Source organism: Treponema sp. OMZ 788 (genome assembly GCF_024181245.1).
Taxonomy (GTDB): Bacteria; Spirochaetota; Spirochaetia; order Treponematales; family Treponemataceae; genus Treponema_B.
Map to the genome: position 1 here is coordinate 2,620,862 of NZ_CP051199.1, position 13,746 is coordinate 2,634,607.

9 protein-coding genes and 1 pseudogene are annotated in these 13,746 nt (G+C 35.3%); 7 read left to right on the top strand and 3 right to left on the bottom strand.

Translation table 11 applies throughout. The features are described 5' to 3' along the window. Positions 1 to 22 precede the first annotated feature (22 nt). The 5 genes from E4O00_RS13045 (at position 23) to E4O00_RS13065 (ending at position 4,299) form a co-directional block, all read left to right on the top strand. Positions 23 to 862 carry a hypothetical protein gene (locus tag E4O00_RS13045; protein WP_253677782.1) on the top strand — a complete coding sequence of 280 codons (840 nt, stop codon included), beginning with the start codon at positions 23 to 25 and terminating at the stop codon, positions 860 to 862. Between the two features lie 14 nt (positions 863 to 876). Continuing rightward, a complete protein-coding gene (locus E4O00_RS13050; protein ID WP_253677783.1) occupies positions 877 to 2,109 on the top strand; it encodes a coiled-coil domain-containing protein in 1,233 nt (410 codons plus the stop codon). 97 nt (positions 2,110 to 2,206) lie between these two features. After that, entirely contained in the window at positions 2,207 to 2,614 is a 408-nt protein-coding gene (locus E4O00_RS13055; RefSeq protein ID WP_253677784.1) for a YkvA family protein, read from the top strand. Positions 2,615 to 2,637: 23 nt separating this feature from the next. Continuing rightward, positions 2,638 to 3,264 (top strand): TM1812 family CRISPR-associated protein, encoded by a 627-nt coding sequence (locus E4O00_RS13060; RefSeq protein ID WP_253677785.1) that lies wholly within the window; start codon positions 2,638 to 2,640, stop codon positions 3,262 to 3,264. Between the two features lie 3 nt (positions 3,265 to 3,267). Next, complete coding sequence (locus E4O00_RS13065; RefSeq protein ID WP_253677786.1) at positions 3,268 to 4,299, top strand: hypothetical protein; 1,032 nt, start codon at positions 3,268 to 3,270, stop codon at positions 4,297 to 4,299. Here E4O00_RS13065 and E4O00_RS13070 read toward each other — a convergent pair. Both E4O00_RS13070 and E4O00_RS13075 read right to left on the bottom strand, forming a co-directional pair. Further along, entirely contained in the window at positions 4,287 to 6,707 is a 2,421-nt protein-coding gene (locus E4O00_RS13070; RefSeq protein WP_253677787.1) for a UvrD-helicase domain-containing protein, read from the bottom strand. The genes E4O00_RS13065 and E4O00_RS13070 overlap by 13 nt on opposite strands. Positions 6,708 to 7,183: 476 nt before the next feature. Beyond that, positions 7,184 to 7,354 carry a hypothetical protein gene (locus tag E4O00_RS13075; protein ID WP_253677788.1) on the bottom strand — a complete coding sequence of 57 codons (171 nt, stop codon included), beginning with the start codon at positions 7,352 to 7,354 and terminating at the stop codon, positions 7,184 to 7,186. 556 nt (positions 7,355 to 7,910) lie between these two features. Between E4O00_RS13075 and murJ the strand changes: the two are divergent. After that, positions 7,911 to 9,516: pseudogene (gene murJ, locus E4O00_RS13080) on the top strand (murein biosynthesis integral membrane protein MurJ). 24 nt (positions 9,517 to 9,540) lie between these two features. Here the strand turns inward: murJ and E4O00_RS13085 are convergent. Then, positions 9,541 to 10,914 carry a sodium/glutamate symporter gene (locus E4O00_RS13085; RefSeq protein ID WP_253677789.1) on the bottom strand — a complete coding sequence of 458 codons (1,374 nt, stop codon included), beginning with the start codon at positions 10,912 to 10,914 and terminating at the stop codon, positions 9,541 to 9,543. 276 nt (positions 10,915 to 11,190) lie between these two features. Here E4O00_RS13085 and E4O00_RS13090 point away from each other — a divergent pair, with 276 nt between their 5' ends. Continuing rightward, entirely contained in the window at positions 11,191 to 13,728 is a 2,538-nt protein-coding gene (locus E4O00_RS13090) for a ribonucleoside-diphosphate reductase subunit alpha (RefSeq protein ID WP_253677790.1), read from the top strand. Positions 13,729 to 13,746 lie beyond the last annotated feature (18 nt).

The following is a 13,746-nucleotide window of genomic DNA, read 5'->3' on the forward strand; positions in this document are numbered from 1 at the left end:
AACTCAGCACGGTACACCGAGGGTGCCATTTACTTATTCAAAGAAAAAAATTTATGAATATTTAGAGACAAAAATTACCGGAGGTGTTGATAGTTTCTTTAGTCAACTTGAATATACTTTTTTTAAAAAAGATACTTCATCTGTGGATGGTAAGAAACGGGTAAATATTTTTTTAGCAGGAAATTCAAGCCGTTCTCCGATTTTACGTAAAGTTATGGAAAAGAAGATAGAGACGGCTTTACTTAAATTTAAAACTCAATATAATATTGAGCCTGTATTTAAGATTTATTCCCCGCTGGATTCAGATAATGTGTTTGATGAAATGAAAGAATTGTTGAATGAGCAACAACTACCGCAAGAGAAAATTGAAAGGAAGTTGAAAATATATAAAAATGAAAAGCAAAAACCTACAGGGAAAACAGGTGTCGCATTTGGTCTTATAGATTTGGTTGGCGGAAATATAAAAGTTGAACGCGATAATACTGATGTTGATAAATTTATATTCTATTTGGGCAAAGAAAAAATTGACATAGGAATAAAGATATTTGATCCGTTTCCTTTCAAAGATGCTGAATTTAAGGGCAAACCTGAGATAGGAAAATTGTATTCAATAATCAATGTAAACGAAAACAAAAAAGCCTATATTATCCGTTATACTACAGATCCTCAGTGTCTAAGTGAGGCTGGGCTTGAAGCTGAAGGGACAAAGTTAAAAACTTTAAATTTCCCACAAACAGAAAAAGGTGAATCTATTTGGATACGTGCGAGCAGCTCAAAAGAAATCGAATATGTATTAGCTAAATCGGAAGAAGATGCTTATAAAAAAATTATTGAAAAACGTCAGACTATAAAATTTGATTAAAGATGAGGTTAGATATGGAAGAAGAAATAGAGATAAAAAAGAATACTTCCTTGGTTAATAAATATACAGAAGTTATTACCCGGAAAGATTTAAAAATTGAAGAACTATCAAATTTTGTCAAGGAATGCAAGAGTATAGTTGAGAAAACTCAGAAGGAGAATAAGCAACTCATCTCAGAAAAGGCAAGATTAGAAGAACGCCTTACTCAACAGGATTCAAAAATTGAAGAATTATCAGCTTCTGTCATAAAATATATTAATATAGTTGAGAAAGCTCAAGAAGAAAATAAGCAGCTCATCGCAGAAAGCTCAAGATTACAAGAACGGCTTACTCAATGGGATTCAAAAATTGAGGAATTATCAGCTGCTGTGGAAAAATACAAGAATTTAGCTGTTGAAAATGATAAAAAATATGAAATGTCTCAAGCAACAAATAATCATCTAAGACTAGAAAAACTGAAATTAGACCAAGCCATAATTGAGTTAAATCAAAAACTAGAGACATTAAAAAGGCAAGTTATTGATAAAGAGACTTTGATTAATAGCTACACGGCCACTATCGATCAAAAAGATTTAAAAATTGAGAAATTATCAGCTGCTGCCGAAGACTACAAGAATTTTGCTACTGAAAATGACAGAAAATATGAAACATTACAGAAAGAGCTTAGTAGGGTAAACTCTGAAAATGATGATCTGAGAGAGCAGCTTTCTATTTCTCGTTTAGAAAATACACATTTGATTGATGAAAAAAGAAAACTTATAGAGCAAAAATCAGAAGCCGAATCAGAACTGCATACGGTTAAGGAGATTCTTGTTTATTATAATTCTTTAAAGATAGATAAATTGGAGAAGGCATATAAAATTTTTATATCTTTTAAAGAACGCACAAGAAATAATTTAAAAGCTGTTTTTGAAACAGATACTTTTTTAGGATTTATTTCTAATAGTATGCAATGGGCTAGAATTGAAGGTATCTGGGAGCAAACAAAACGAAAAATTGTAAATGATGACAATGAGGATTTGCAAGAACTTCGTAAATTATTCCTTATACTGTTTGAAACATATAATGAAGGATATACGGATGCCCCTTATGAACTAATTAATCCTATAATCGGTTCAAGATATAATAGTAACGAGCAGCTTATAAAAAATCAAAAATCTGATGGAACCGTAACTGAAGTGCTGCTTGAAGGATATGTCTTTAAGAAAACAGGTGTTGCTCATAGAGCTATGATTCTGGTTGAGTAAAATTTTTATTTTTCGTCAACCTTTTATATTTTGTGTTCCTTTATATAGGTATATGGCAATGCTGAGTATTGCCTAATATCAAATAGGAGGAAGATCTATGGGATTTTTCACAAAAGCTGATGAAGCAAAAATAAATGGAATGTTTAATTCCATCAAACAGGGTAGGTTTAGCAATAATGATACTTCAACTGTTATTAATAATACGGTTGATATTTTAAGTAAAAGTTCTCATGGTCCTTTATCACAGTTTTTTGATGATATTAAAACTATGTGTGCAATGGCAAAAGCCTGGACAAAAAAGGATTATAGAGAAATTCCATTTAAAACAATTGGAATGATCATTCTAACTCTTGTGTATGTGTTCTCGCCCGTTGATATTATTCCAGATGTAATTCCGGGAGTCGGCTTATTAGATGATGCGGCTATCGTTGGGCTTTGTATTGCCGCAGCAAGAAACGACATCAATGATTTTAGAATTTGGGCATCACATCATAAGCATTATTAAAATACTTATAGGAGAAAAAAGATATGAAAAAGATTGTTATTTCAACAATTCCAACAGATGATAGACTGGTAAAAAGATTATACCCTGTAGACGGTAATGCCCTCATTCAGGTAGATGAGCCTGTCTATTATGCCGTCAATTCCGCTTTGGCAAATAATCTAGAAAAAGATGATGATGTCAAGGTTATTTTAATAGGTACAACGCATGACAATGACTGTGTTAAAAAGAATATAAATATATTTATAGAAGAATTGAATTATTTTAATAAAGTTGGTGCAAATATTAGTGAGGCAGTAATTACAAGACCTTTTGATGAATCAAAAACAAATTTCAGATATTTGTATGAAAGTTTACTTGATGAATTGGAGGAGGATGCCGAATTGTATGTAGATATAACATTCGGTCCAAAAACACCAGTTCTTCTTATATTCAGTGTACTTCAATTTGCAGAAAAATTTTTTCACTGTACAATCGGAAATATTGTATACTCAAAGGTCATCTTCAAACCCGGTAGTTCAGAAGTAATTCCGGGAACAGAGATGATTTATGATATAACTCCGTTATATATGCTGAATAGTATCACTAATATAATTGAGTGTTCCGGCAGCGAAAAAGCAGTTAAGGCAGTAAAAGCCCTTTTCCAGGATTAAGAAATGAATAAACAAGCTGTTAATCACTTTGAAAAAATCAATAACTTTTATGGAGAGTATTATTTACTATTAAATCAAAACAATGTAGAAATTGCATTGCAAACTTTAAGAGATAAGATTATCAAAGAGGTTTGCTGCATTTTCTATTTAGATGATAATTATCATGCAGTGTTAGATGAAACCAACGGACACACAAAGAAAAAAGAAAATAAAGAGTATTCTTTTGAAATTTTTGAAATTACACTTGCTTGTTTAAAAACATTTAGTAAGAATAGTGTTGTGAATAATGAATCCGGTATTGAGAAAACTGCCGGAGGAGAGAATAATTTTGCTAGATATGTAACAAGCTCTATAAATAGAAAATTAAAATACTTAAAGGCACAGAGAGATGTTGAAGATGATAATGCTATGATGATTCCCCGTGAAAAAATAGAACTTATCCGTAAAATTAAGAAAGAATATGAGCACTTTTCAAAAATTATTAAGAATCAGCAAATCTTAATGCAGCAGATAAAGATTAAGCTGAATATTTCAGATGAAAATTTTAAAATACTTTTACCGATGGCATTACATAAAAAAGTTTCTCTTGATAATCAAATTTTTTCTGAAAAGGGAGACTGTAAAACAGCAGCAGATACCATTGCTTCAGCAATTCCAACAGCAGAAGAATTGATTGAAAAACAAGAAGACTTTATTGAATTATTGAATGTGATACAAGATGAGTGGGAAAAATCATATAATAAAGATTGTGTATTATCGGATGCTATTACTGTCGATATCCTTTTTAGAATGTTCAGAAATGTTTCGATGGAAGCAAGTTCAAGGTTAAGGATTATTGATAAAGAATATTACGCTATATTAAAACAATATTCTTGTTTTAATATTAACATATTGGCAGAATATTTTTCCGATCCCTCATATAAGCTGCCAACTCAATCACAAATAGGGCAAATACATGGAGATTTGACAAAGGCTGCTATCTCTAAAAAATTAAGCAGACTTTATGAGAAGGTGAGATTTAATTATAAAGCATAGTTTATTCCGTCTTGTTCTAATACTTGAAGGAACCTGTTGATACTGCAATCGGGCTTGTTAGAAAGAAAGTCATCATTATTACTAATAAAAACACTTAAAATATTCATTGCTCTAGTTATACAGGCATAAATTCCATTCATTTGACTATTTGAATCTAAATTTCCATTTTGCCGCCGATTAATGAAACTTTGAGAAAGAAACAGAATAACTACAGGACAATCTATGCCTTTTACATATTTGACTGTACTTAATTTTATTACATCATCTTTTGCAAAATCGTAAGTTTTGTCTTCCATTTCTTTTGACGGAAGTTCGCTGCCCAATGTATTTTTTATTGCTTCCAATTCTTTTTTTGATGAAGCTACTATACAAAAATCTTTATTTTCAAAAAATAGTTCTTCTTTTAGAATTTTAATTCTATCTTTAATTTTATTCAATGTATCGGTCTCATTCTTAAAAATAGAATAGTCAGGTGTCGGCCCCGGCATAAAACCTTCAGAAACGACATCTTCATCTTTTATAAGAAAATTTTCTTTTAGTAGAAAGAGATTTGCTAAATTTTGTATTGCAATGGTACTTCTAAAGTTCTTAGTTAGAGGTTTTATCAATGTTGCCTTTTTTTTGTTTATTAATGCATCGATTTCATGCCATGTTAATCCTTTCCGAATAAATACAGACTGGGCTAGGTCTCCGGTCATAATATAATTTTTACGGGTCAATTTTGAAATTGCTTTGATTTTTGCCACAGTTAAATCTTGAATTTCATCAATCAAAAGATAATCAATCTTGTCTTCATTATTGATATCCATTTTTGAAAGTTTATAACAGGCGTATTCCAATGGAATTACTTTATTTTCCGGAGCATCTAATTTTTCTTCTAATTTTTTAATAGCCCTCCAAACTACCTCTCTATCAGCAAGAATCTTATTATCGGTTATAGTATTTTCTTTACCTAAAGAATAACTATGATCTACATAATCTGCTTCAGACGGTATAAGGCCCCATACCTCCGCTAAAGCTTGGTGAAAGATATGTCCAGCTTGATTTGTTTTATCAATTGTCATTATAACTTCTTTTATTTTTTTGCTATATTGATCAGCATAATCAAATTGGCGGTTAGGAATAAACACCTCTTTTTTAAGAATCTTTTCAGCTTTTTTTTTGATAAATTCATCGAATGTTTTAATTTTGCCGGATGCTAATTCTTTTTCATGCTCCGATAACGACTTCCCATTGAATATTAACGTTTTTGAGAGATGGTTATTATACTTATTCAGAGAAGATGTATAGGTTAACAAGAGGATATCTTTATTAATAAAATTTTGCAGTAGATGAATAAGAATAATAGTTTTTCCGGTTCCGGGGCCTCCTTGAATAAGATAGTTTTTATTAGTATTGTTTTTTATAGAATTACTTATTTCACTATAAATGTTGATTTGATCTTCTGTTAGTGTTGACATGTATAATTGATAGTTTCGCCATGATTCTGCATAATGTGTTAATAAATTTTGATTTAACCTCAGCTGTTCTTGTTTATCGAGATATTTTTTGTAATCATCATTGATATTTGAATCTTCAAATATATTTTCGTTTTTTTCAAGTTGAGCGGTTAAATCAGTAATTTTTTCTTTAAAGTCTTTTAAAGACTGCTCAGATGCAGAATATTTCTGCTTTATTTTATTCAGTTCTTCGGTTAATGTTTTATTTTTATCCAATAAGATGTATGAATCTGAATCTTTATCAGGAATAACCCTATTTATGTGATTTTTAAATATTTCAGTATTATCTCTCAAACTTTTTATATCTTCATTCATAAAACCAAAGTTTTCAGCAAATTTATAAAATTCTAAAATTGATACTTGTAAATTTTCAATAGCTTGGTTTGAAAAATTATGCCGAACTCTATCTGTGCTTATGTATAATTCTTTCTTTTTTTTAAAATAATCTGGAAGAAAGGAGATACATCCAAAATCTTGTAATATAGATAAATTTTCTTTAATGCTTTTAATAAGCTCTGGTGTTAATTCTGTTGAAGAGCAAAATAAATCAGTCATTTTAACATAATATTCTTTTTGAGATATTGATTTAAGAGAATAATCATAGGATTGTTTTTTAATGACTTTCTCGTTGTCATCTGTTGTGGAGGAGAAAATATCAATAAGATCTTGTAGCATTTCATATAAACATCTTTGATCTCTTGAATCAAAGCTATAAATTTTGGGCAGTTTGTGCCTGATATAGCCTTCAATAAAGGAATAAAGAGCAAGATAATAAAAGGCATTATCCCCATCTTGTTGCTTTGTAAGTCTTTTGGCATTATTTATGATATCAAAATCCAAGTATTCATCTTTTTCATCAAAAGGATTTTTGTTCATATGAAAAATTTCAGATTTGGGTTTACGAGCCATATTCAATCTCTCCTGCTACTTATTTTAATAAAAAATATATTATGGTAAAATATATAAATTGTCAATATACTGTAATGCCATGTACATGACTTACGCATGAATTCCTTAGCTAAATAATATGTTAAACCTAAATGAATTATCAAATGTACAAAGCATTTTCTTTCTTTTTAACGTTTTACCGTCTTGAAACATTTTCATTCGATTAAGACAAATCCTCCTTAAAATTGCTATGTTTCCCACAGTGTTTTTTCTCAGACTTTTACATTCATCTTCCCTAAATGTGATATCCGGCGACTAGTGTAAGGTGTTTTCTATTGTCCAATGTATCCTTACTGCTGTTACAAACTTATTTATATTTTCTATACTGCTAATAAAGTAACGCTTTTCAATGTATTGTTTGCCTTTACTCCTTAAAGCGCTTTTGACTATTCCAAAACTCTTTAAATTTGCCAATTTATTCTTATCTTCAAACCGGTTTAGATTAGTTGAAAGAAAATATTCTCTTTTTCTTCTCTACTATGCCCGATATCCAAGGTTTCAAGTCTTAAAAGTATTTTTTGAAAATCTTTGTCTTCTACTATAGAAAAATAATCTTTTACGTCATTATATGTTGCCGCCTGATTTTCTTTGCAATTTCTTTTTGACAACCCATAGAGTCTATAGTAATTATCGATTGTTTTAATTTTATTAGTCCGAGTACAACTCCTGCTTCGTGAGAAAATACACTTACCAAATGAATACCTCTACTTTGTTCATTTGCACTTCCCTGTAATGTTTTTCCATCAATGTGAATTTATGAACCTTCTGGAATATTAAGGGATTGTTCAATCCATGAGATAAAAAAACTTGAAATTGTGTGGGATTTATCATCGCAAGGACTCTTCATATAGTGTCGTTCGAACGAACTCCATTTTCTAACAATAGTCCTACCTAATTTTTTAGCCAATCCTTTTTTACTTCGGCAAATTCCCTATTTCAAACACAGTTTGAACCCCGCTACAAACGGAACACAATGCTATTACCAATATTTTATTCACTTAGATGATTTACTTTGCCCGACTGACGATTATTATTAAGTTCGCTAAAATATTCTTTTAATGTTTTCATACTTTAGTATCGGATATTTTTTTTCATGTGTAAGCCGTACCAAGCAGAGGATGCCCTTGCATTACACACCCTAAGCCTGTATAATCCTTGATTGTTATGGATAAGGTTGAAAATAAAAACAAATCTCTCGTAAAAAGCGGATCAAAACTTTCTCTTTTGGTTTTTGGGTCAAGAATTTTAGGGCTTGTCCGCCAGATGACTATGTCTCATTTTTTTGGGAACGGGGCCCTTGGCGGATGCCTTTGCTACAGCCTTTATGCTGCCCAATCTATTTAGGAGGCTATTTGCCGAAAACAGTATAACCGTTGCTTTTATTCCGACCTTTAATGCCTACCTGAAAAAGCACAAGGATGCGGAAGAATCCGAAAGCACAAAGACAGAAATAAACGAGTTTTTAAGTTCTATTTTTACCCTTGTAAGTTTTGCAACTGCCGTTGTTGTAACACTGGGCATTGTGCTTTCTCCGCTGATAGTAAAAATCTTTTTTGAGAATATCGCAGATTATGATTCTACCGTTTTTTTAACGCGGATAATGTTTCCGTATTTATTTTTAATTTCCGTTGCAGCTTTTTTTCAAGGCATCTTAAACGGAGTAAAGATTTTTACCCCCTCAGGTTTTACGCCTATTTTGTTCAACATAATCGTCATAAGTTCAACATATCTTTTTGCAAAACCCTTCGGAGATCCTGCTGTTGCAATGTCCTACGGTGTTGTTGCAGGCGGTCTTGTTCAGGCTGTTTTTCAGCTTCCCTTTGTTCTAAAAACAGGCTTTAGTTTTAAATTCACAAGCCTTGCAAAAACCCTTTCAAATCCGGGAACAAAAAAAGTGCTTGCCCTTATCGGCCCTACCATAATCGGCATGGCCGCCTATCAGATAAACGACTTAGTTTCCACCTCGCTTGCAACCTCGGCAGGGCTTGGAATAGCTTCGAGCTTACAATACTCTTTGCGCTTGCAAGAGCTATTACTCGGAATCTTCGCAGTTTCGATAGGCACGGTAATTCTCCCTGAAATGTCGGCTCTGGCCTTACGCAAAGATTGGGAAGCCTTTCAAACAGTATTATTGCAGGCAATAAAGGTGATAGCCCTAATCACAATACCGGCAACCTTTTTCTCTCTTTTGTCGGGAGAAAATTTAATTATCCTCATTTATAAGAGCAACAAATTCGATGATACTTCGGTAAAATTAACATTGGGAATTTTTAACTTTCACATAATCGGACTTTTTGCAATCGCTGCAAACAGAATCATCGCACCGGCTTTTTATGCCCAAAGCGATTCAAAGTCGCCGACAATCGCAGGAATAATCTGCTTTGCCGTGAATATCCTGCTTGCCCTTATCTTGGTAGGCCCCATGGGCGGAAACGGAGTAGCCCTCGCCTTAACAATAGCTTCATTTATAAACACGGTCATCCTTTTATTCTTCTTAAAAAGGAACAAGGCTCTGGATGTAAAAAGACTCATCTTTCCGGCTCTTTTATTTATAACAAAAATATTTGCCTTTTCGATTATTGCTTCAATTCCGCTTTATTTTTTAAAGGATAAGATTTATTCTCCGTTTGCTTCATTCGGAAAAATTATCGGTCAGGGAGTTCCGCTTTTTATTTCTTTTATTATTTTTGCGGGGCTTGGGGCCGGTCTTTTGCTTATAACAAAAGACCGAACCGCCGGCATAATTTTAAAACGCTTTAAGAAATCTTAAGATTTTATAAAAGCAGCTTTAAACCTATCCGGCCAAGCCTATGGTAATACCAATTATCATTATATTGAAAAAATCAATAAATAAGGAGCCGACTATAGGAACGACAAAGAAGGCTATCTTTGAATAACCGTATTTTTCGCATATAGAGCCCATATTAGCCATGGCGTTAGGGGTTGCGGCAAAACCGAAACCGATGTGTCCCGCCGTAATTACCGCTGCATCGTAATCTCCGCCCATAACCTTAAAGGTAACAAAGCGTGTGTAAAAATACAGAAGAACGATTTGAGCACTTAAAATAATCATCAGAGGAACAGCCAAACTTACAAGCTGCCAAAGTTTTAACGAAACAAGGGCGAGAGCCAAAAACATATTCAAAGAAATATTTCCGAGTGCATCAATTTCATCCATATTAATCTTGAATTTTTTTGAAGTATCTGCAATGTTTCTGATAACGGCAGCACAAATCATCGCTCCGATATAAATGGGGAATTTAAATTTGGGCGACAAAGAATTGAGATAATTGGTAACAAAGAGACCAAAACCTGAGGCCAGAACTAAAAGCATAAATGACATTAACAGTTTTTCACTGCTAAGATGCTTTTCTGAACTGGTTGTAGAGTTATCGACTTCACCTTTTGCGGAGGCTTTGTGGATAACTTCTTCTTGAACGGTTACGACTTCTTGAGCTTCTTCCCTGCCTTTTGTAGGGTTAAAGAAAAGCCTTTTTATAAAGCTCGGATGAACGGCTTCTATTTTTTTAACAACCTTTGTTGTTTTTATAATATTACCCGATTCATCGATCCTTACGCTTTCATTGGCATTTGAAGGCTGTAAGCCGTATTTTTTTATCAGGCGGTCTCCGACCGGGCCGCCTAAGATGGAGCTTATCAAAGAGCCGAAGGTGGGAACGGCTACTGCGAGGGATAAGGCTCCCAAGGTGCTTTCGGGATCAACAATCGGTGCAAAGGAGGCCGCTGTACCGAAGCCTCCCGTAAAGGATGTTGAACCCAGCATGACGGCGAGCATCGGAGAAAAGTTTATAAGCCTTGCAACTCCTTGAGCCGTTACATTTTGCAAAATTGCAAAAACTACAGCCACAGCCAAAAAGACAAAAACTTTTTTCCCGCCGTCTCTTAAAATCGAAAACCCTGCATTGTAGCCCACAGAGGTAAAAAACATTACCATCCAATAGGTTTGCAGGGTTGTGTCAAATTCGAAGTCGAGTACCTTTGCTGCGTGAAGTGCTAACGAAATCAGCGCAAACAAAAAGCCGCCCACGATTGGGGCAGGTATACAATACTTTTGAAAAAACTCGAACTTCGCCTTAATGAATCGACCGACCAGCAACCAAGCGATTGCAAAACCGAGCGACTGGTACATATTCATACGAATTACCATAACTCCTCTCCTTTTGCGTGCGTCTAACGCAATTCGGGATGCAAGAGAGAGTATAGGTTATTTATAGGAACATGTCAATCTATCGATACAAATTTACCAATTCTATAGTTTATCGTAAAAGTTTAGTAAACAAGCACAAAGGCAATCCTTGACATACGCTATATGTTGTGTTATAATCGCCGAAAATCAATAAAACATACAACATATAGCGTAGTTTAAGCATAGATCGAGCAGTTCTTGAATCTATACCTAACTATGCTTGCAAGGAACAATAAAATGCAAATCATAAAAAGAAACGGCGAAACTAAAAATTACGAGCCTGAAAAAATTGAAGGAGCGATTAGAGCTGCCTTTAAGAGTGTGGAAGATTCTCCGCATACCGATTTAGATACAATCATCCCGCCTCTGGTAAAGGAAATAGAAGAAGACATCTTGGAGCTTACCAAAAGCGGAAGCCTTGTCCATGTAGAAACGATTCAGGACTTGGTCGAAAAGACTTTGATAGAACACAACTATTATGCGGAAGTAAAAAACTTCATCCTTTACAGGGTAGGCCGCACAAAGAGGCGGGATTCGCGCCAAACGATAAGCCGCTTTTTTTCTACGATAGAAATTCAGAGCGTCCTTACCGAGATTCAAAATGATTTTACCTCGGACGAGTACAGCCTTAACCTGCTCTCTCATAAATTCCTTTCTTTTAGAAAAGAAAATATGAGCGAGGCCGAATCCCTTGCCATGCTCATCAAGGCCTCCGTCGAGCTGACCGCTCAGGATGCACCAAACTGGGAATTTATTGCAGCCCGCCTTTTAATGCTTCAATTTAACTTAAAACTAAAAACCGAGCTTGAAAAGCGTCAGATTAATTCTTTTTATGAAAAAATAAAATATCTTGAAAACGAGGGTCTCTATGGGGCCTATATTTGCGAGACCTACACACGTGCCGAATTGGAAGAAGCCGCCTCCTTTGTAGATGAAGAAAGAAACAAGCTTTTTACCTACAGTGCCCTCGACCTCCTCTTACGCCGCTACGTTATTCACACTCATTCAAATGTCGTCCTTGAGTCGCCTCAGGAAATGTTTTTAGGTATCGCCCTTCACTTAGCTATGAAAGAAAAATCGAACCGGATGGAATGGGTAAGGCGTTTTTACGATATGACCAGTTCCTTAAAGGTTACGATGGCTACCCCCACCCTTTCAAATGCCCGAAAGCCATATCATCAGCTTTCTTCATGCTTTATAGATACGGTCCCCGATTCTCTTGACGGTATTTACCGCAGCATAGATAACTTTGCCAAGGTTTCAAAATTCGGAGGAGGAATGGGACTTTACTTCGGAAAGGTTAGGGCCGTAGGCTCGCCCATCCGCGGCTTTATGGGAGCGGCGGGCGGAATTATCCGCTGGATAAAACTTGCAAACGATACAGCTGTTGCCGTTGACCAGCTCGGCGTAAGGCAGGGCTCGGTCGCCGTCTACCTCGATGTATGGCACAAGGACATTCCGGAATTTTTACAGCTCCGCACAAATAACGGCGACGACAGAATGAAGGCCCACGATGTTTTCCCCGCAGTCTCGTATCCCGACCTTTTTTGGAAAACCGTACGCGACGATATAAATGCTTCTTGGTATCTCATGTGCCCCCACGAAATTTTAAAAACCAAGGGCTATGCCCTCGAAGATTTTTACGGAGAAGAGTGGGAAAAAAGATACAGGGACTGCGTTGCCGATTCCCGTATCAGCAAAAGAGAAATCCCTATAAAAGAATTGGTACGCTTAATCTTAAAGTCTGCCGTAGAAACGGGTACACCCTTTGCCTTTAACCGCGACCACGCTAACAAAACAAATCCCAACCCTCACAAGGGAATGATTTATTGCTCAAACCTGTGCACCGAAATTTCCCAAAACATGAGCGAGATAAAACATAAGAGCATCGAAATAAAAACTGAAGACGGAGACACAGTCGTTGCAACAACTACCATCCCCGGAGACTTTGTCGTATGTAACCTCGCCTCTCTCGTTCTGGGAAACATTGACATAAACGATGAAAAAGAAATTGACACAATAGTTTCTTCGGCAGTACGGGCCCTGGACAATGTTATAGACTTAAATTTTTATCCTATTCCGTATGCACAAATTACCAACAGCAGGTACAGGTCAATCGGCTTGGGCGCTTCAGGCTATCATCATGCCCTTGCAAAAAACGGCATCGCATGGGAAAGTGAAGAGCACCTTGAATTTGCCGACAAGGTTTTTGAAAAAATCAACTATGCCGCCGTCAAGGCCTCCTCTCAAATTGCAAAAGAAAAAGGCTCCTATTCCTACTTTGAAGGCAGCGACTGGCAAACCGGTGCCTATTTTGAAAAACGGAATTATGTTGACGAAAAATGGAAGGCTCTCGCAGAGGAAGTAAAATCAAACGGAATGAGGAATGCCTATCTTTTGGCTGTCGCCCCTACAAGCTCGACTTCGATCATAGCAGGCACAACTGCCGGCGTAGACCCCATTATGAATAAGTATTTTTTAGAGGAAAAAAAAGGTTCCCTAATGCCGAGGGTTGCGCCCTCTCTTTCACAAGAAACCTATTGGCTTTATAAAAATGCCCACAATATTGATCAGAACTGGAGCATAAGGGCAGCAGGCCTACGCCAACGCCACATCGATCAAGCTCAATCGGTAAACCTCTACATAACAAACGAATTTACTTTCAGTAAGGTTCTTTCATTGTACATAAAGGCATGGGAAGAAGGTGTTAAATCAATCTATTATGTACGCAGCCGCTCCCTCGAAGTCGAAGAATGTGAAAGCTGCAGCTCGTAAAACTGATTACAAAAAAAG